At 41.7% G+C, this 21,688-nt stretch carries 10 protein-coding genes and 1 pseudogene; 5 read left to right on the top strand and 6 right to left on the bottom strand.

Translation table 11 applies throughout. The features are described 5' to 3' along the window. The first annotated feature begins 110 nt into the window (after positions 1 to 110). From GTQ43_RS09465 to GTQ43_RS09455, 3 genes are all read left to right on the top strand, one after another. Positions 111 to 1,121 carry an SPFH domain-containing protein gene (locus GTQ43_RS09465; RefSeq protein WP_265272368.1) on the top strand — a complete coding sequence of 337 codons (1,011 nt, stop codon included), beginning with the start codon at positions 111 to 113 and terminating at the stop codon, positions 1,119 to 1,121. An 81-nt stretch (positions 1,122 to 1,202) separates the two neighbouring features. Continuing rightward, on the top strand, positions 1,203 to 5,666 hold the full coding sequence (locus GTQ43_RS09460; RefSeq protein WP_265272367.1) for an NACHT domain-containing protein: 4,464 nt from the start codon (positions 1,203 to 1,205) through the stop codon (positions 5,664 to 5,666). A 93-nt stretch (positions 5,667 to 5,759) separates the two neighbouring features. After that, complete coding sequence (locus tag GTQ43_RS09455; RefSeq protein WP_265272366.1) at positions 5,760 to 6,329, top strand: Uma2 family endonuclease; 570 nt, start codon at positions 5,760 to 5,762, stop codon at positions 6,327 to 6,329. Between the two features lie 75 nt (positions 6,330 to 6,404). Here GTQ43_RS09455 and GTQ43_RS09450 read toward each other — a convergent pair whose 3' ends face one another. Then, positions 6,405 to 6,809, bottom strand: a complete 405-nt coding sequence (locus GTQ43_RS09450; RefSeq protein WP_265272365.1) for a Fur family transcriptional regulator — start codon at positions 6,807 to 6,809, stop codon at positions 6,405 to 6,407. Between the two features lie 143 nt (positions 6,810 to 6,952). Here GTQ43_RS09450 and purS point away from each other — a divergent pair, with 143 nt between their 5' ends. Both purS and purQ read left to right on the top strand, forming a co-directional pair. Beyond that, on the top strand, positions 6,953 to 7,231 hold the full coding sequence (gene purS / locus GTQ43_RS09445) for a phosphoribosylformylglycinamidine synthase subunit PurS (protein ID WP_265272364.1): 279 nt from the start codon (positions 6,953 to 6,955) through the stop codon (positions 7,229 to 7,231). 201 nt (positions 7,232 to 7,432) lie between these two features. Then, complete coding sequence (gene purQ, locus GTQ43_RS09440) at positions 7,433 to 8,110, top strand: phosphoribosylformylglycinamidine synthase subunit PurQ (protein WP_265272363.1); 678 nt, start codon at positions 7,433 to 7,435, stop codon at positions 8,108 to 8,110. A gap of 119 nt (positions 8,111 to 8,229) precedes the next feature. Here purQ and GTQ43_RS09435 read toward each other — a convergent pair whose 3' ends face one another. The 5 genes and pseudogenes from GTQ43_RS09435 to GTQ43_RS09420 form a co-directional block, all read right to left on the bottom strand. After that, on the bottom strand, positions 8,230 to 9,798 hold the full coding sequence (locus GTQ43_RS09435; RefSeq protein WP_265272362.1) for an HlyD family efflux transporter periplasmic adaptor subunit: 1,569 nt from the start codon (positions 9,796 to 9,798) through the stop codon (positions 8,230 to 8,232). A 91-nt stretch (positions 9,799 to 9,889) separates the two neighbouring features. Further along, positions 9,890 to 12,898, bottom strand: a complete 3,009-nt coding sequence (locus GTQ43_RS09430) for a peptidase domain-containing ABC transporter (protein ID WP_265272361.1) — start codon at positions 12,896 to 12,898, stop codon at positions 9,890 to 9,892. An 819-nt stretch (positions 12,899 to 13,717) separates the two neighbouring features. Continuing rightward, positions 13,718 to 13,795, bottom strand: a pseudogene (locus GTQ43_RS41730) (hypothetical protein); the annotation flags it as partial. 320 nt (positions 13,796 to 14,115) lie between these two features. Next, a complete protein-coding gene (locus tag GTQ43_RS09425; protein ID WP_265272360.1) occupies positions 14,116 to 18,408 on the bottom strand; it encodes an amino acid adenylation domain-containing protein in 4,293 nt (1,430 codons plus the stop codon). Continuing rightward, complete coding sequence (locus GTQ43_RS09420) at positions 18,405 to 21,686, bottom strand: non-ribosomal peptide synthetase (protein WP_265272359.1); 3,282 nt, start codon at positions 21,684 to 21,686, stop codon at positions 18,405 to 18,407. The genes GTQ43_RS09425 and GTQ43_RS09420 overlap by 4 nt, the downstream gene beginning before the upstream one ends. Between the last annotated feature and the right edge of the window lie 2 nt (positions 21,687 to 21,688).

Raw genomic sequence — 21,688 nt, 5'->3', positions numbered from 1 at the left:
TTGGGAATGGGGCATGGGGCATTCCCCTTATCTCCCCATCTCCCGCATTTCTCTCATCTGCCACTCCCCTTTTCTTTGACATTTAATACTTAAAAATCAGGAGATTTACAATGGAACAGTTTTTTTTACTTGTATTTTTAGCCCTTGGTGGTTCTGCCGTAGCGGGATCTGTGAAAGTCGTCAATCAGGGTAATGAAGCTTTGGTGGAAAGATTGGGTAGTTATAACAAAAAACTGGAACCAGGACTAAACTTTGTTATTCCTTTCCTAGATAGAATTGTCTACAAAGAAACTATCCGCGAAAAAGTCTTAGATATTCCTCCACAACAGTGCATCACCCGCGACAATGTTGGCATTGAGGTAGATGCAGTGTTTTATTGGCGCATCGTGGATATGGAAAAAGCCTGGTACAAGGTAGAAAATCTCCAGTCGGCAATGATAAATATGGTGCTGACTCAAATTCGCGCTGAAATGGGGCAACTGGAGTTAGATCAAACCTTTACTGCTCGTTCCCACATCAGTGAACTTTTGTTACGAGATTTAGACGTTGCTACCGATCCTTGGGGTGTAAAAGTGACACGGGTAGAACTGCGAGATATTATTCCGTCTCAGGCGGTGCGTGAATCGATGGAATTGCAAATGTCAGCAGAACGACGCAAAAGGGCAGCAATTTTAACTTCAGAGGGCGATCGCGAAGCTGCTGTCAATAGCGCTAGAGGTAAAGCTGACGCGCAAATTCTGGATGCTGAAGCCCGTCAAAAATCGGTAATTTTACAAGCGGAAGCGGAACAAAAGGCAATCGTTTTGAAGGCTCAAGCCGAACGTCAGCAGCAGGTTTTGAAAGCCCAAGCGATCGCAGAATCAGCAGAAATTATTGCCCAAAAACTCCAGACTAATCCCAATGCTAATAAAGCGGTGGAAGTCCTGTTTGCCTTGGGCTATCTGGATATGGGTGCGACAATTGGTAGAAGCGATAGCAGCAAGGTTTTGTTTATAGATCCGCGCACTATTCCTGCTGCTTTTGAAGGTATGCGTTCCGTTATCTCAAATGGTCAGGTTGATTCTAACGAATTGTTTTCTAAGCAAATACCAGGGTTAGAAAATAACCGCCCTATTTTGTAGGAGATGAGGGAGACAAGGGGGAATTATTTAACAAGTTTCTTCCCCAATTTCCAATGCCCAATTCCCAATTCCCAATAACTAATGATAATTAACCCAGAACAGGTAATCAGCGCTATTAGTGCGATCGCTAATCCTTTAATTAAGGAAAAAATTCGGCGCAATGAGACTGTAATTAAATTACTTCAGAAGTTTAACCTCGATCCAGAGCATCCACCAGCAGATTTTAGTGGGGTTTATGCATACACACTGGTAGAGTATGGTGTTGGGAAACCTAAGCCTGTTTTAGAACTTTTTCGCCAAGAAGCAATAAAACAGGCTTTCCGCAAAGCATTTGACCATAACAACCCCTCAATTTTGCTTTCTGAGGTTGATTCTTGGCTTGATGCATACTCATTGGGTGATGACATTAAAAGTTTGGGAGTTGACATTAGACGCGAAATTGCTGCGTTTTATATTGTTTTTGCGGAAGTTGCTAAACGTACTCGCAACCCAGCAGATACACTGATGAGTCAACAAATTGGCTCTTTACAAAAACGCATTGTAAATATCCAAGAACTACTTGACAGGTTGCCGACGCTGGAAGGTATTCGTATAGAGATGGCGCGGTTGGCTGCACAGAATTCTCCTGCACTGCTGGAGGCTGAAACATCTACCGAAAACCAATGTCGAGCGATCGCCTTGGCTCAACAAATGCGCGGTTGGTTTGAAACCTTGGGCTACCGCTTTGAAAAGTATGAAATTTGGGGCGATTCATATTTTGAGTGGATTATCAATGTTCCCACACGGCGTAACCGATATGACCGCATCCTAATCCGGGGAGTTGAGGGCGAAGTGGGACTCAAGGATGTAGCAGTTTTGCGTTCTTCTGTGGAACAGCAGAGAACTGATGAAGGTTGGTTAGTAACAGCAAGAAGGATTGCACGCGCGGCGCGAAATGAGGTAGAAAAGGAGGAAAATCGCCACTTAGGTTGTTACACCTTTGACGAACTCATTGATCAAGATGCTGATTTTACCGATTATCTTGATTGGTTGGAAGCAGAAATTACCCGGCGGCAAATAGATACAAAATACGTGCCTTTAGCTTGCACAAAAGAGGAAATTGACCCCGATACTAAACAGCGTATCGGCATCAGTCATTATAGCGATCGCGATGGTTGGATTGATGGTTATATTGATATGTGGTTGGACGATCCTGCCAAAGAGCATATTTCTATACTAGGAGAATTTGGTACGGGAAAAACTTGGTTTGCTTTCCACTATGCTTGGGTGGCATTGCAACGTTACCGAGATGCTCAAAAGCGCGGTGTTGAGCGTCCTCGTTTGCCTTTGGTAATTACGCTACGAGATTTTGCCAAAGCAATAAATGTCGAGAACGTTTTAGCCGGGTTCTTTTTTACACAACATAATATCCGTTTAACGAGCGAAGTATTTGACCAGTTAAACGGTATGGGTAAATTGCTGCTAATTTTTGATGGTTTTGACGAAATGGCAGCAAAAGTTGACCGTCAGCAGATGATTAATAACTTTTGGGAACTGGCGAAAGTGGTGGTTCCTGGTGCCAAGGTTGTGCTGACTTGTCGCACCGAACATTTTCCCGAAGCCAAGGAAGGACGCGCCCTACTCAATGCCGAGTTACAAGCTTCTACCAAGCAACTGACAGGAGAAACACCGCAGTTTGAAGTGCTGGAACTGGAGAAATTTAACGACGAGCAAATTCGGCTGGTGTTGTCGCATCAAACGGAAACTGCAACGGTTGAGCAAGTAATGGGAAATCCGCAATTATTGGATTTAGCCCGTCGTCCGGTGATGACAGAGTTAATTTTGGAAGCTTTGCCAGATATTGAGGCGGGTAAACCTGTGGATATGTCGCGGGTTTACTTGTACGCGGTGCGGCGGAAAATGGAACGGGATATTAAGAGCGATCGCACCTTTACTTCTTTGGCAGAAAAGTTATACTTTTTGTGCGAACTTTCTTGGGAAATGCTGTCTACAGACGAAATGAGCCTCAATTATCGGCTTTTTCCTGACAGAATTCGGCGGTTATTTGGTTCTGTGGTGCAAGAAGAGAAGGATTTAGACCACTGGCATTACGACATGATGGGGCAAACAATGCTCATCCGCAATGCTGACGGTGATTATACTCCAGCGCATCGGTCTTTGTTAGAGTTTTTTGTCGCGTATAAATTTGCAGCCGAGTTGGGAGCGTTATCTAGCGATTTTACTGAATTAGCCCAAGCACACTCAGGTTTGGATAGAAGTCTAACATCTGTTGACTATAATTGGTCTGGTTATTTTTCACGTCAATTAGATGATGCGAATACCTTCGGTAGGGCTTTGCCCATCGCACCACTAAAAGCATTTACAAGTGAGTCTTTTGAGAACTTGAGGGAGACTTTTGGCAAAGCACCTTTAACAAAAGCGGTAATGGATTTGGTTTTACCGATGATTAATGTAGATGCTCAAGCTTACATTATTAATCTGATTGAGGCGACGCGGGGAAAAACTGAAGATGAGGTAGGTTATATTGGCGGGAATGCGGCGACGCTGGCGGTGAAGTTAGATAGAGCGGCTTTGGAGGGGAGAAATTTAAGCCAAGTGGTAGTTAAGGGAGCAGATTTTTCCGATGCAAGCTTACGCCACACTCATTTTATAGGAGCCAACCTAACCGAATCAGTTTTCCCAAAGGTCTTCGGTGCAGTTTTTTCAGTTGCATATAGTCCTAATGGTGAGCTATTTGCAGTAGCTGACGGCAATTGTGAAATTAGTATATGGCTCGCTGGAAACGATCAGCAAATTTTGAAATGTAAAGGGCATAATAACTGGACACGCTCAGTAGTCTTTAGTCCTGATGCTCAAATTTTGGCAAGTGCTAGCTATGACCATACTGCAAGGCTGTGGGATACTGCCACTGGAGTATGTATAAAAATTCTAGAAGAACATAGCGATAGGGTAAATTCGGTAGCATTTAGTCCAGACGGTAAAATATTAGCAAGTGGAAGTCGAGATAGAACGATAAAGCTTTGGAATACTACCACTGGAGAATGTCTGAAAACTTTAGAAAATATAAGCAGTATACATTCAGTAGTTTTCAGCCCTGACGGTAAAACTATTGCAACTGGAGGAAAAGATAAAACTGTCAAAACATGGGATATTTTTACTGGCAAATGGTTAAAAAACTTTGAAGGACATACCGATTCCATAATGTCGGTTATCTTTGATTTAGATGGTTCAACTCTAATAAGTGGTAGTAGAGATAAAACGATAAAAATGTGGGATATTGCCACTGGAGAATGCTTAAAAACCTTTGAAGGACATACGGATACGGTACGTTCACTTATTACTAACACTGAATGTCAGATATTGGCAAGTAGCAGTAATGATAAAACTGTGAAGCTATGGAATTTGAAAACAGGAGAATGCTTAAATAATTTACAAGAACATACTAGTTGGATAACCTCAATAGCCATTAGTCCTGATGGCACGAATTTAATTAGCGGTAGTGATGATCAAACTGTCAGAAAATGGAACATCAATACCGGAAAGTGTTTGAATATTTTGCGGGGTTCTACCAGTTGTGTACTTTCAGTTGCTATTAGTCCTAATGGTAAAAATTTAGCCAGTTGCAGTGAGGACACAACCGTAAAACTGTGGAATATCACTACAGGAAAATGCTTGAAAACTTTGCAAGGACATAGAAGTAGAGTCAATTCAGTTGCGATTAGCCCTGATGGTAGTATTTTAGCCAGTAGTAGTTATGACCGAACAATTAAGTTATGGAATATCAGTACTGGAAAATGTTTGAAAACTCTATTTGTTCATACTGAAGGAGTCAATTCAGTAGCTTTTGCTCCTGATGGTATAACCCTCATAAGTGGTAGTGGTGATGACAAAATCAATATATGGGATGTTAGTACAGGAAATTGCATTAAAACTTTGCAAGGGCATACCGACTGGGTATGGTTTGTAGTAATCAGTCCTGATAATAAAATCTTAGTCAGTAGCAGTTATGATAAAACTATGAGATTATGGGATGTCCATACTGGAGAATGCTTAAATATAATCCAAGGTCATAGTTTGATGGTAACTGCATTGGCAATCAGTCCCGATAATCGCATAATTGCTAGTGCAAGTGGTGATAAAACGGTAAAGCTTTGGAATATCCATAATGGCGAATGCTTAAAAACTTTGCATGGACACATGGATTGGGTAAATGCAGTAGCATTTAGTCCAGATGGTAAATTTTTAAGCAGTGCTAGCAATGATGCACAAATAATCATTTGGGATATCCATACTGGCGAATGTATTAGAACTTTGTCGGGACACAGTAGTTGGGTAAATACTGTTATTTTTAGCCCTGATGGTCAAACTATAGTCAGTGGCGGTAGAGATGAAACAATTAAGTTTTGGGATTTTCAGTCTGGTAAGTGTCTAACAACACTAGACAATAGACTTTATGCAAGTATGAACATCACAGGCGTTAAAGGTTTAACCTCAGCAGAAATCGCCACACTCAAAGCATTAGGCGCAGTGGAAGATGGGGAATAAATTTTAAGCGATGTCTACAACGGGCTACGCCTATGCACGACTCGTCCCATTCTTCTCATAATGAAATAATCAAGTTTTGATAAGTTAAAAATTATGACATTATCTATTCAGCCAACCACAGTAATAAATGTAGAAGAGTTCTTAAAACTACCAGAAACAAAACCAGCAAGCGAGTATTTTAACGGGCAAATATACCAAAAACCTATGCCACAAGGAGAACACAGTACTTTACAAATTGAATTAGCTTCTGCCATAAATCAAGTTGCAAAACAACAAAAATTAGCTTATGCCTTTCCTGAATTACGCTGTACATTTGAAGGTCGCTCAATAGTACCAGATATTGCAGTTTTTGAATGGCAAAGAATTCCATTGCTTCCTAATGGAAAAATTACAAATAAATTTGAGATTCCTCCAGATTGGATAATCGAAATTCTCTCACCGGAACAATCACCTAACCGAGTTATTAGCAAAATTACTTTTTCTATTCAAAATGGAGCAAAGCTAGGTTGGTTGCTTGATTCTGTTGATGAGTCAATCATGATTTTTGAACCAAATAAATTACCAGAATTAAAAGAAAATCAAGATATCTTACCTGTTTTGAGTGTTTTGGAAAATTGGCAATTAACAGTTGGAGACGTATTTAGTTGGTTGAATTTTGTTTGAATAAAGCATTTATTACAGCAAAATTCAGAATTCAGAAGTAAAACACGCTTTATTCCTCACATAGAATTGGTATAACTATTGACCAATCTCATTAGTTTGATTTACCTGGCATTGGCTGCACAACCCAAAAAACTCCAGGGTGTGGTAAAAAACTTTAAACTTATGGCTGGATTCTAACTGGTCTTCTAAGTCATGGACGGGGCATTGATGAATCGGAATTGAGACACCGCATTGCAAGCAAGTAAGGTGATGTTTATCTTGCTGGGCTAGGCTGTAGAGGGCTTCACCGTTAGCCAAATTCCGCACTTGTACCATGCCTTCGAGTTTTAAGGCTTCTAAAGAGCGGTAAACTGTTGCTAAACCCATACTCTGATTAGTGTTACGTAGTTCTACGTAAATATCCTGGGCGGAAATGCCTTTTTTGATGGTTTTCAGTAGGTTGAAAATACGCTCTTGACTGCGGGTGCGTATGGCTCTCATAGACAATTATTTAAATATGCCACTGTAGTTGAAGCTGTTAGATGGGTTAATTGATCAATTAACTTTAACTGCTTCGTAATCTTATTTTCACTCAGTTGGAACAGAAAGTTATAGTATAGCGATCGCAGCATTCAGCAAAAGCCGTGCAAACCAAGTATCTAGCCAAAATTTTTGTTACGCTTCGTCCTTCAGTCTTAGACCCTGCTGGTGTGGCTGTACAATCCGGTCTTCAGCAACTGGGATACGATAACGTTGAACAGGTGCGGATTGGCAAGTACATTGAACTCACCATCACCTCGACTGAGGAGAAGAAGGCTCGTCAAGACCTCGATCGCATTTGTGACCAAATGCTATCAAATCCCGTAATTGAAAATTACCGCTTTGAATTAATTGAGGTCGAAACTCAAACTGGGGTATTTTAGGGATTGGGCATTGGGCATTGGGCATCAATAGTACTTCTTCCCCTGCTTCCCCTGCTTCCCCTGCTTCCCCTGCTTCCCCTGCTTCCCCTGCTTCCCCTGCTTCCCCTGCTTCCCCTGCTTCCCCTGCTTCCCCTGCTTCCCCTGCTTCCCCTGCTTCCCCTGCTTCCCCTGCCTCCCCTGCCTCCCCACTCCCCTTGACTAATGACTAAATTCGGTGTTGTTGTTTTTCCCGGTTCTAATTGCGATCGCGATGTTGCTTATGTAACCAGAGATTTGCTTTTACAACCAACTCGCATGGTTTGGCATCAAGAAACAGACATTGCTGATTTGGATGTCGTGATTATCCCTGGTGGCTTTAGTTACGGAGATTATCTGCGCTGCGGTGCGATCGCACGTTTTTCACCCGTGATCCAACAGGTTGTAGAACACGCCCAAAAAGGTAAGTTTGTCCTCGGTATTTGTAATGGTTTTCAGGTATTAACTGAAGCTGGACTTTTGCCGGGGGTATTAACCAGAAATCGGGATTTGCATTTTATTTGCGATCGCGTCCCCTTGAAAGTTGAGCGTACCAATCTCTTATGGACGCAAGCTTATACCAGTAGTGAAGTTATCACTTTGCCCATTGCTCACGGAGAGGGGCGATTCTATGCTGATGAAGCTACTCTCACAGAAATTGAAGATAACGGGCAAGTCGTGTTTCGTTATGAAGGGGAGAATCCTAACGGTTCACTGAACAATATTGCTGGGATTTGTAATCGTCAGGGCAATGTGTTGGGGATGATGCCGCATCCAGAAAGGGCATCTGATGCCATACTGGGGAATAGTGATGGCTTGAGGTTGTTTCAGGGCTTGTTAGAGAAGGTAGCCGCATTAGCGTAGAGCAAATATCGGGCGACTAGATTGGATGTTTAGCGATCGCCCTCTGAAGAAGATTATTCTCCAGATAGCGATCGCTCCATCACATCATGTCCCCATAGAGAGCGTTATTACGAATTATTTCAACGTACCTCTTTGAGAGTATCAACTTGCTTGGTAAACAACTCAGTGAATAAACTCAACACAGTCCGTTCTTCGCGTACTTTGATATTGCCACTGATTGACATACCTGATTGCAAATTGACGGTTTTACCCTTAATTACTAAGGATTGTTTATCTAGACGGAGTTTTGCCGGAAACCTATAAAACTGATGTGTTTGATCTGGCGGTAATGCGTCTGACCCTATGCCAATAACTTCTCCTTTGATATCGCCAAACTCGCTGTAAGGAAAGGAGTCAATTCTGATATCCGCTTTCATCCCTTTGCGGACAAAACCGATATCTTTGTTAGTGATAAAAACTTCAGCAATATACTTTTCATTCGGGACGATTTGCAGCAATTTTGTCGTTGGAGTCGCTACAAACCCAGGATTTTTAGCTTGTAAATCGAAAACTGTTCCAGCTACAGGCGCACGAAGTTCTTGGTATTTAACGTTTAATTGTGATTGGGAGATTTTACTATTGACATCTGCCAAACGCTGTTCGTTATCTAGGATAACTTTCATGAATTGGCTATCAATTGTGGCAATACGTTGTTTGTTATCAGCTATTTTATCCAAAATGTTTTTATCAGAAACAGCTACCGTATTGCTTAACTCTTGTTGCCCTTTTTGGATATCAAATTCTAGACGTTTTTGTTCCTCACCTAGTTGTGCTACTTCCGCAGTGCGGTTTTGTACTTCTTGTTGCTGGTTGAGATACTGAAGTTGAGAAATACCACCTTCTTCTGATAATATCTTCAGTTTAGCTAAAATCCCCTCTTGAATAGCTAAACTTGATTTACTATCTTCCAGTTTAAATTGATTTTGACTAAGTTGTTTCTTAGTTTTTTCTACTTCTAATTCTGCCGCAGCAGACCGAGAATCTAATTCTTTTTTGGCAACCTGGAGACGTTGTTGCTCATCAATTCCGAGTGTAGAATCTTGTCCAGAATTTCTTAATTGAGTCCGTAATAAGTCATTTTCTGCTACTAAGGCTGCCCGACTTTTCAGCAGAAAAGCAGTTTCTTGTGGTAAATTACCGCGCAAATATAACAGTTCCGTTCCTGTGGCGTTACTTACACTCATCAATCGGCGATAAATCTGGTTTTCTTTAATTAATGCAACGCGAATTTTATTTAAAGAATTTAATTCGGCAACGGAAGCGATGGAATCAAAAGTTAGCAACAAATCTCCTGGTTTAACTTCTTGTCCATCTTTAACATTAACTGTTTTCACCACTCCACTAACAGGAGCCTGAACATCTTTGACTGTTCCTTCTGGCTTTAATTGCCCTGTTGCTGGCACTACTTGCTCAATTTTGGCAAAATAAGCCCAAGCAATTCCAAAACAGGCTAGCCCCATGAGAGTAATCATGATTGTCCGCGACCAAACTGGAGATTGGCGCAAGACAACTGATTGCTCAAATTCCTGAGCGCTTGAGTTAATTAAAGACGCTTGAGCCGCTTTCTGTTGTTTTGTAAGTACGGATGAATCTTGCTTGACTCCATTTTTCTGATTGCCGTTGAGGTGATTCCCATTAAGTTGAGTCATAACGATTTTGGATTTTGGATTTTAGATTTTGGATTTTTTGTTGGGTGGGCACTGTTCAAATTATTTGATGCTATGCCCCAACAATAACTCACTACAAGTTCACATCTTGCTGCTGATACAGGTAATAATAATGACCTTTCGTAGCCATTAATTCTTGATGGCTACCTTGTTCTATAACCCTGCTATTATCCATCACAACGATCATGTCTGCATTACTGACAGTGTTTAATCGATGGGTAATAAAAAATACTGTATCACCCTTAAATGCTTTAGCTAAATTGAGACAGATTTGCCGTTCTGTGGGGTAATCTAGGGCACTAGTCGCTTCATCTAAAACTAATAATTTTGGTCGTTGTAAAACAGAACGGGCGATCGCAATTCTTTGTCTTTGTCCACCTGAAAGTGCAGAACCCCGTTCTCCTACCCGTGTGTTGTAACCGTTGGGTAAGTTCATGATAAACTCGTGGGCGCACGCAACCTGAGCCGCTTCAATAATTTCTTCGGTTGTAGCATCAGGATTAGTCAGGGCAATATTTTCCTGAACGTTCCCATCAAACAATAATGTTTCTTGGGGAACTACGCCTATTTGTCGTCGCAGTGAATAAAGTTCTACTTTGGCAATATCATAACCATCAATCAAAATTCTGCCGGACTCGGTTTCATAAAGTCTCAGCAGTAATTTCATCATTGTACTTTTACCAGATCCACTTTGTCCGACAATGCCAATAAATTGACCTGGGGCAAATTCGAGGTTGACATTAGAAAGTTGTAGAGGCCCAGTGGTTCCAAAACGGAAGGAAACATTTTCGTATTTGACTGCTCCCTTAATGGTCGGTAAGGGAATATTGTAGCGATCGGTTTCTGCTTCTTGAGGTGTATCGACAATATCGCTTAAACGTTCTAGAGATAAGGCTGTTTCTTGGAAGCTTTGCCAGAGTTGAGCCAAGCGCAAGATTGGGCTGGTAACGTAACCCGATATAATTCTAAAGGCGATTAATTCGCCTAAAGTTAATTGTTGTTGCAGTACTAAATAAGCTCCTACCCACAACACGAGTAAGCTGCTGAGTTTGTTGAGAAAGTTACTGGTAGAATTAGCGAGGGTGGAAGTCACAACGGTTTTAAAACCAGCAGCGACAAACCGAGCGTAACGCTCTTGCCAGGAAAAGCGCGATCGCAATTCGATATTTTGCGCTTTTACGGTTTGAATTCCTGACATCACCTCCACTAAATAAGATTGAGTTTCGGCGTTGCGTTCGGCTTTGGCACGTAACTGGCGGCTAATGGTGGGAGAAGCAATTAAGATGACAATGATAAACACGGGAATCGTGCTTAGGGCTACTAAGGTAAGTTGCCAACTGTAAATCAGCATCACACCGATATAAACCACCGAAAACAGAGCATCTAACCCCACCGTTAAGGCCGTACCAGTCAGGAATTGCCGGATATTTTCTAATTCGTTGATGCGAGTGGAAAGTTCGCCCACCGGTCGGCGTTCAAAGTAGCGCAGGGGTAGGCGTAGTAAGTGGTCGATAATTTGCGACCCTAAACCCATATCAATCCGGTTTGTGGTATCAACAAACAAGTAGGTTCTTAAAGTAGTCAATACTGCTTCAAATATACCGACTACTAATAGCAAAATCCCTAAAATATGTAGGGTTCCAATGCTATTTTGAGTGATAACTTTGTCGATAATTAACTGCACGACTAGAGGATTTGCCAACGCTGCCAACTGTACGAAGAAGGAAGCGATAAAGACCTCTATCAATACTCGACGGTGCTTCGACAAGTAGGGCAGAAACCACCGTAAACTAAAGCGTTCTTGGGGGGTTTCGCTGGTAGCACTGAGCAGTAAGACTCTAGCTTGGGGTGGAAAGTTAGTTGGATCGACATCTAATTGTTCAACCAATTGAGCCGGTTTACAACGCACAATTCCTTTGGATGGGACACCAACAACTACGGTATTTGCATCTGCTGCATACAAAACTGCAAAATTATCACCATAGCGAATCAATGCTGGTGTAGGAATGCGCGTAATTGAGGCGATTGGTATATCTACCAACTGCGCTTTCAGTCCGATTGACTCTGCCAAGTAAGCGGTAACTTGAAACGATATAGTACCTTGACGCTTGACTTGTTCAGTTAAGATGCGGCGAACTACTTCTCGACGAAACGGCATTTCTAGGTGCTTCGCGATCATTTGGAAACAGGCGAAGGCTGTATTTAATTCTCCCTTACCACTAAAAAACGGGTATTTTTGTTTTGATGAACTCTTTGAGGTGTCGGGGGCTGTCTGGGGAACTATTTCGTCTGATGCGTAGGGGATATCTAATGTATCCTCATCTTGGCTATCTAATTGGGTGTCATTTACCGCAAGTACTATCTGATGACTATCTTCTAATATCAAATCTGACGGATGTATACCAACCAACCGGGCGGGGTTTTGACCTATAACCTGAATCTTGTCTCTGTCGCTGTCTGATTCTAGGCGATCGCCAGGTGATAAATTTGTGACTGTACCACCACCACTCACAAACCAGACGCTTTCGCTATCCAGTTGGTTGAATGTAGTTTTTCCTGGTGGTAGGTAATGGATTTTCGCCTTTGGTAAGGCGTTTTCTGTGAGTTCTCTCAGATTTAAAGTAGCGATCGCTTGCTTTTGCCAATAGGAACTGAGAATCTCGAAAACTTCCATCAAATAACTGCGGTTCTTGCGGGCTTCGGCAAAAGCTGGGTAGGAAGCGAGAAAGTTAAAATATGCTGATGCACTCAAGGTTAAACATACTACTTCGGTGGAGGCGATCGCAGTTTCACAGGCGACATTGCGTAATAAACCAATTTCGCCGATAATTTCACCCGGTTGCAGCAATTTTAGGGTAATTGGCATTTGCGTCTGGGGATCGTATCCCAATAGGCGCACTTGTCCTTCATAAATGATCGTGATCCGCTCCGGGAGACTTTCTTTACCGATGATTTTCTGACCGATGCGATAGCGCCAGGCTTGCAGTTGTTCTGATAGATTAGCGATCGCCCCATCTGGTAACTGCTCAAACCCCTCTAAGGTAGTGAGAAATTCGGAAAAAGTGTTCTTAATATAAGTCATATCAAACGAGTCGAAGGTAAAATTGACGAATACAGCCAAAAATATTAGTGAGTATCTGTTACTAACAGTGGTAGTGTTGGTTTTTATGCCAGCAGCAGTAAGATTTCTATGACATTCAGTGTGTCTAAATATATAAAAACACAGAGAGTCGGTTCGTCTAATTGCAGACCGACATTCATCTCATCCGCTTACAACTGTTATGTCTAGTTCAAAACAAAGCATAGTGTAAATAGATCGAGGACAAGTTATCACTTGGTTAACGCCACATAATTTATACAAAATTAAAATCAATATTTAAGCATCGTAAATAGGCAAGATGGATACTCATCAAACCAATACACATAAACATGGCTGTTAAATTTAGCCTTGCATATTTTAATTTATGATAATCAACATCAAAATATCACAGATGCTTTCCTAAGTAAATACCCTAGTTAAGAATTATGTAATAAAACAAACTTTAAATTTCTGAATTATTTTTTACTAATTCTTGAATATAGGGATTGACAATATCACTAATGGCGAAAGACAGGAGCTTTCCTCGTTAAACAGAACCCATACCTGATTATGAAAGAATTCTCCATCACTTTTTTGTTAGCTTAATTTAATAAAAATTAACTGGAAAAGTAAAGGTGAAGATTTTTTGTCACCCTAGAGGAATCAACTATTAAATTTATGAAGGAAAGACAATAACTGCCTTCAGTAAATTCACTAGTTTAATTAATAGCGAGTCCATCTAATCACTATGCATAAAACAACCTCATCCCAGTTACAGGGTGAGGTTGTTTTATTTTACTAAGTAATTACTCGTCTTTTATACTAAGTAATAGTGACACTAAAACTTACCTGCACAATCAGATCGTTGTAATTTTTATTACCACCATTGGCTAAATCTTCAAATTAATTGTGTAAATCAGGGTAATATCTCAGTAAATAGACTGAGCGAAGTCCAACTTATGGTTTATGCAAAGGCTTCATTAGTGATCGCATTTACAAATATATCAAGCCGCCAGTGGAAGTTATTACCCGCAAATAAAACAACCCCATCCCGCAAGCGAGATGAAGTTGGAAAGCTATCACTAAAGCACAATTTAGAAATAACTTTAAGCTGGTAACGAAATTCAAAGAGTCAGAAGCAAAATAGGCTTTATATCTGGCTTATAGACTTAAGTTCTGTAACTCACTTAGTTACATATTTCCTATAAGTTTAGAAAGATTCAGGTTTCTGCAATAATTTGATCTATGCAAGATTTCATTTTTTCAGACACAGATCGTACATAGGGTTCTTTAAAAATGGAATTATGAATCCCAGAAATATCATAAATATCCACTCCCCCTAATGCCAATTTACCCCAACCCATTTTGGAATCAGCTTCTCGTTGTTCAACTACAAGACCATCTTCTGTTCGGAATACGGTTGCTTTACCTGAGTAAACTTGTAAAGCATATTTTCTTAGCGCTTGTATAGTGGCATTTTCCACCATGTATTTCCGGTTGGAGTAAGGTAGGGGGCGACCAAGAATCAGGTGAAAGTGAAAGACAAACCGCCAGAGTATCTCTTTGATTTGATACTTAAACCGTTCTGTATTTCCTTTTACCTGCTCAATAAGATAGTTAGATGCAATTGCTAAAAGACTCTTCCAATCACGAGAGGCTGGCTTTTGCAATGATAGAGATTCAGTGTTTTTTGATCCATAAGTATCAAATAGAACCAGCAAAGCTACTTTCTTACCTTGTATGGCCAATTGCCGAGCCATCTCGTAAGCAATTAAACCCCCAGAGGAGTATCCACCGATTAAATAAGGCTCATGGGGCTGAATAGTCTGGATTTGTTGAATGTAGTGCGCTGCCATGTCTTCAATTCGGGTATAAGGAAGCTGTTTTCCATCTAACCCTTGTGGTTGTAGTCCATAAAATGGTTGATCTGATCCTAAATGCACAGCCAATTCACGGAAACGTAGAACTTCTCCACCCAAGCCATGTACACAGAAGAAAGGAGGCTTAGAACCGTTGGGTTGAATAGCTACTAAAGATGACCAAGGAATCGATGTTTCAGATTTGACATCAGCTGTTGGCACCGCCGCAATCCCAGGTTTTGAGCATATTTCTCGCTCAACAATATTAGCTAACTGCTCAATAGTTGGGGCTTGTAAAAGGATAGATAGAGCTAGATTTTTGCCTACTATCTTTTCAATCTGAGAAAACAGACGTACCGCCAGCAGTGAGTGTCCACCCAAATCAAAAAAGTTATCTGTTATTCCAATCGGATGAATTCCTAAAACATTTTCCCAGATTTCTGTTAATTGAAGTTGTAATGGATTTTCTGCTGTAGCAAATATTTTTTCTCTTTCAGTATTAGTTGGATTAAGAGCAAGTAAGGCTTGACGATCAACTTGACCATTAGCATTCAACGGCAGAGAATCAACTATGACAAAGGTAGGCAACAAATGCTCAGGTAGCTTTTGCTGGAGAAAACTCAGTAGTTGCTCACTCCCAATTGTCTCGTCTTGTTTGGGAACAAGATAAGCAACTAAATGTTTGTCCCCAGAAACATCTTCTATAGCAATCACCACAGCGTTCTGCACGCCTGGATATTGATCCAAAATCGTCTCAATTTCTGTCAACTCAATCCGAAAACCGCGAATTTTAGCCTGATTATCTCGGCGGCCAATAAACTCAATATTGCCGTCACTTAAGTAGCGTCCAAAGTCGCCACTTCTGTAAAGGTATGACCCGGATTCGCTGCTAAAGGGATTAGGGATAAATTTCTTAGATGTTAATTCGGGACGGTTAAAGTAGCCTTGTACAACACCAATACCACTGATGTAGATTTCGCCAGTAACGCCAACTGGTAGGGGTTGCGATCGCTGATCGAGAATGTAGATTTTTGTATTGGCGACCGCTCTCCCTATGGGAATTTCTGACCGAGTGTTACTGGCTTCAGTAGCAGTTTCCGGATCGTAAACCGTGGCGGTTAAAGTTGTTTCTAGCGATCCGTAGGCATTCAGCCAGCGTACTTGCTTGCCAACTTTTTCTACCCAAGTTAAATAAGCATTGCGTGAGACTTTTTCACCACCAACCATAACTAAGCGCAAGCTGACTGGCAAGGTTTGTGAAGATACAGATGGCTCGTTAACTAACTCATACCAAAAAGAAGTAGGTAGATTAATAACGGTAATCTCTTGTTGAGAAATGAATGGGAAAAACTGCGCCGTCGAGTTTGGTAGCTTTTGAGACTGGATAATTGCGCTAGCACCAGTAATCCAACTAGGGAAAAGTGATTCAATGAAAGAATCGCAACTGATACTAGGTAGTAGGAGGAGGCGATCGCTCTGGGTCAACTCCCAAGTGTCACTAATTGCTAGGCTGTGGGTGACGAGATTATGGTGGGTAATGCCTATACCATTGGGTTTTCCATTGCCGCCGGACACATACATCACACAGGCGAGAGTCTGATCAGTGATGTAATATCCTGGATTTTCATTTGCGTGTACGGCGATCTCTTCCCAATCATCATCCAAACAGATAAGTTGTGCCTGATGCTCAGAGAGTTTCTCAACCAATGAGCTTTCGGTTAACACTAAAGATATTTGGGCATCTTCTAAAATGAAAGCTAGACTATCTTGCCCTGATGTCGGAGCTATAGATACGTAAGTTCCCCCTGCTTTCAAAATACCCAACAGTCCCACAATCATCTCTAAGGAAGGCTCTACATTAAGACCGACGAGTACCCCCGATTTTACCCCTAGAGTTTGCAAATAGTGGGCTAGCTGATTTGCACGCTGGTTGAGTTCTTGATAGGTTAGTTGCTGATTTTCAAAACTTGCTGCAATATTATTTGGAGTTCGTTTAGCTTGAGCCTCAAACCACTGATGGATACAAGTATTCTGGGGATAATCAGCCTGTTTGCCATACCAATCAACCAATAATTGATGTTGTTCAGATGCTGTCAACAGGGGTAATTCGGCAATCGGCTGATCGGGATTAGCAACAATACCTTCGAGTAAAGTTTTGAAGTGTCCCAACATCCGCTTTATGGTACTGGCATCAAACATCTCGGCATTGTAATCAAATACCATACCCAGACCATTATCCTGTTCCCGCAAGACTAATGTCAGATCGTATTTGGTTTTACCATGATAGATGTAACCAAATAGAGAAGTGATAGTCAAATCAGGTAGTTGCACTGCTCCCATACCACGACCATTTGACCAAGGAGGATTGAGGGAGAACTTTACTTGAAATAAAGGCGAACTGTTCCGACTTTGTTGTTCTGGTCTAAGTTCTTCAATTAGTCTCTCAAATGGTAAGTCTTGATGGCTATAAGCCTCTAAGCAATCCTTACGCACTCGGTCTAACAATTGTCGGAAAGTTGGATTTCCTGCTAAGTTACCCCGCATTACAAGAGTATTAGAGAAAAATCCAATCAGCCGCTCGGTTTCTACTTGTCCCCGACTTGCACTTGCAAAGCTAATCAGTAGGTCTTCTTGTCCAGAATAACGGTATAGCAATAGCTCAAACACTGTCAGTAGAGTCATGAACAGGGTAACACCCCATTTTTGACTCAGGTCTGTCAGGGCATGGTTCAGCGTCTTTGATAGCAGCAGAGCGGCGCGATCGCCTCGGTAAGTTTGCACACCTTGAGGACGGGGATGATCGTAAGGTAACTTAATGATTGGTAAATTGCCTTCTAGCTTTTGCTTCCAGTAGTTTACCTGTGACTCTAAAACCTCTCCCTGGAGCCATTGATATTGCCAATTGGTAAAATCAGCATACTGCACTGGTAAGGGAGTTAAGGGAGAAGCTTTCCCAGCCGACAATGCTTTATAGATGATAGTGAAGTCTTGATAGAATACATCAGAAGAAGCTCCATCACAAACTATGCAGTGCATATTCCAGATTAGCAGATGCTCGCGATCGCTCAATCGCAGCAGCAGCAACCGCAAAATCGGCCCATTGGCGAGATCAAAGGGTTGATGAGCTTCTTTAGTTGCCAGTAGGAGAGCTTCAGCCTCCCGTTTTTCATCTGGTACTTGCCGCAAGTCAATTATAGGCAGCGTCAAGGAAACATCGGTGGCGATAACTTGAGTCGGCTTTCCATTCACTGCTGGAAAAGTTGTCCGCAGAACTTCATGGCGACGGACGACTTCTCTCAAACTTTCCTCTAGGACAGCAACATTGAGATTCCCTGTAAAACGCACCACAACCGGCATATTATTTGAGGAACTATCAGGTTCAAACTGATGAAGGAACCATAACCGTTGCTGACCAAAGGAAAGTGGCAAGTTGCCATTCCGTTCACAAGCGACAATTGGGGGAATCTGTGAATTGGCAGCTGTAGTAATTTGTCTTAGAAAGTTAATGATTTCGGCTTTTTGAATTTTTAACTCGGTGAGCAATTCCGGCGTGAGACTATCTTTCGCTGCTCGATAGCGTAAGCGTTCGCCCTCTAGCCAAAGTTTGACATCGCGCTGACGTAACTCAGATAGTAGTTCATCTAAAGTTTTCATAGCTCACCTTCCTCGTAATCATCAGCTGTTTCACTATCAGAAGCCTGAACGCCTTGGGTTGCCCAACGCAGAGTTTCCACTCGTTCAGCTAAATCTGCTATGGTTGGTAGTTCAAACAAATTGGACATGAGGATTTCTACTTGCAAGGCTTGGCGCAGTCGAGAAACCACTTGAATTCCTAGTAGAGAATATCCACCCAATTCAAAAAAGTTGTCGTAAATCCCAACCTGCCTGACATTTAAAACCTGTGTCCAGATATCTGCAATCTGCTGCTCAATGGGAGTACGAGGCGCTACATAATTTGCTTCCAGTTCTGGACGGAAAGAATCAGGCTTTGGTAGTGCCTGACGATCAACTTTGCCATTAGCATTTAGCGGCAAGGCTTCCAGTGCCACAAAAATCTTTGGCACCATATATTCAGGAAGCTGTTGTTTCAAGAATCGCCGTAATTCTGAGATTATTTGCGGGTTATCTTGACTAGTTTCTGCCACAAAATAACCAACCAGCACTTTCTCACCAGGAGCGTCTTCTCGAACAATTACTACCGCTTCTTTTATTACCGGATATTGCAAAAGTGCGATTTCAATTTCACCCAATTCTATGCGGAAACCGCTTACTTTTACCTGATTGTCAATCCGACCCAGGTATTCAATCTTTCCATCTGGCAAATAGCGAGCTAAGTCTCCACTTTTATATAAGCGTGATTGAGGATTTGGGCTAAAGGGATTGGCAATAAATCTTTCAGTAGTCAGATCCGGGCGATTAAAATATTCTCGTGCTAAACCATCGCCACCAATATACAACTCACCTGTGATTCCAATTGGGACGGGTTGTAAATGGGAGTCCAAGATATAAACTTGGGTATTAGCAATGGGGCGGCCAATAGGAATAGAAGCCCCTGGCTTTAGTGGTGCTGCAATGTCATAACAGCAGGTAAAAGTTGTACTTTCTGTCGGCCCGTAACCATTAATTAATTTACAGTTGTCTACTGTGTTAAGAAATTTCTGGACGTGGGTAACGGATAAAACATCACCACCTGCTAATAGTTGACGTAAGGGTTTTAAAGCATCAATTTTTTCATCGACTATTAGATGGAATAAACCTGCCGTTAGCCATAAGGTTGTCACCTGATATTGCTGAATTATTTGCCCTAGTTCGTCTAAAGATGGGGTATGGGGAGGAAAGATTATTAGTTTTGCACCGTTAAGCAAACAACCCCAAATTTCAAAGGTTGAAGCGTCAAAGGAGACGGGACTAATTTGTAAAAATACTTCTTTGGCAGTAAGGCTTACATAGTTAGTTTCTTTAACTAATCTAACTACACCTTGATGGATAACACTAACACCCTTGGGCTGACCTGTAGAACCAGATGTATACATTACATAAGCCAAATTGTCAGCCTTGACATTACTAATTAAATTCTCTGGTGTTGTTTGGTTGATAGTATCCCAGTCGGTATCTAGACAAATTACACTTGCTTTGTGAACAGGTAGTTTGTCAATTAGCTGTTTTTGGGTCAACAGTAATTTGATCTGGGTGTCTGAAAGCATGAAAGCTAAACGTTCTTGCGGATACCCCGGATCTAGGGGGACATAAGCTCCACCTGTTTTCAGAATCCCTAAAAGACCTACTACCATTTCTAGGGAGCGATCGACGCAGATTCCCACAAGAACATCTGCACCTACTCCCAGTGTTTGCAGGTATTGCGCTAATTGGTTCGCGCGAATATTTAACTCTCGATAAGTGAGTTGCTGTTCTTGAAATACCAACGCCACAGCATCGGGGGTACGCTCTACCTGCTCCTCAAATAACTGATGAATAGATTTATCTTGGGGATAGTCTGTTTGTGTCTCGTTCCATGTTGCTAATAACTGTTGCTCAACTGCTGGTAAAATTGGCAATTTAGCAATACTTTGATTGGGGTTAGCAACTATACCCAATAACAAAGTTTCAAACTCTGCCATCCGGTGGCGAATAGTGTCAGCGTCAAATAAGTTACTGTTGTACTGACATTCCAGGGTCATCTGACCACGTAATTCCGTAGCATTGATGAACAGTTCAAAGTTCTCGAAGGCACGGGGGTTAGAGAAAAATTCTACTTCCAACCCAGTGAAGCGGAGTTTATCATTATCTAAACCCTGATCGATATTAAATGTAATGGGAACTAAAGGAATCCGGCTAGAATCCCGTGCCAGAACTAATTTTTTGACCAGACTACCAAAGGTAAATTGTTGATGATCGTAAGCATCTAATACAGCCGATCGCCGCGATCGCAAGTAGTCGCTGAAAGATTTTTCGCCATTAATTTGGCTACGCAAAGGTAGTAAATTTACACAGTGACCTACGAGATTATATTGACCCAAAGCAGCTTGTCCGGCGGCTGGAATACCAACAACCAAGTCGTTTTGTCCTGTCAGACGGTGCAGCCAAACTTCAAATCCTCCCAGGATAGTAGTCATAAAGCTACAACCGAGTTTTGTCCCTAGTTGTTTGAGGTTGGCAACTAATTCAGGATTTAAATGCCAATCTTCACGGGCAGCGTTAAAGGTTCTAAGTGGTGGACGGGGGCGATCGCAGGGGAAATCTAGTACAGGTACAGAGTCAGCGAATTGTTGTAACCAGTATTGTTCTGTGGCGATCGCTTCTGGACTATCCGCCTCTTCTTCCTGCAAAATCGCATATTCACTTAAATTGTCTGGTTCTTCCAATTCAGGAACAATACCCTGTTGCAAGCCAGAATAAAGTTTACCCAGATCTGGCATCAGCACTGCCCAAGACCAACCATCACAAATAATATGATGGGCTGTCAAAGTGGCTAGATGCTCCTGCGACTGCAATTTGACAATTTTTGCCCGAAATAGGGGGCCATGTTCCAAATCAAAAGGTTGCTCTACCTCTTGTCGCAAGATACTAGCTAATTTTTCCTGTTGTTCCTGTGGTTCCAGGTTAGAAAGATCAATAATAGGGATTTCAATTTGCCGAGAAGCAACAATGCAGAGTGTATTGCCATCCGTGCTAAAAGTTGTCCGTAGTGCTTCATGACGTTGTACTAATTTTTCCACCGCAGACTGGAAAACTTTGACATCAAGTTCGCCTTTTAGTCGCAGAGATTGGGACTCATTATAAGCACAATTGGCAGCATCCCCCATTTGCACAGAAGCCCAAATTTCTTTTTGTGATTCTGTGGCAGGGGCGGTTAAAAGTAATTCTCCATTTGCAAATGGATCAAAATCAACCGCAGTTAATCTGGATTGGTAATCTACAGGCAATAAGCTCATAA

Source organism: Nostoc sp. KVJ3 (assembly GCF_026127265.1).
In the GTDB taxonomy this organism is placed as follows: Bacteria; Cyanobacteriota; Cyanobacteriia; order Cyanobacteriales; family Nostocaceae; genus Nostoc.
This window is presented reverse-complemented; position numbering and strand designations above follow the sequence as displayed.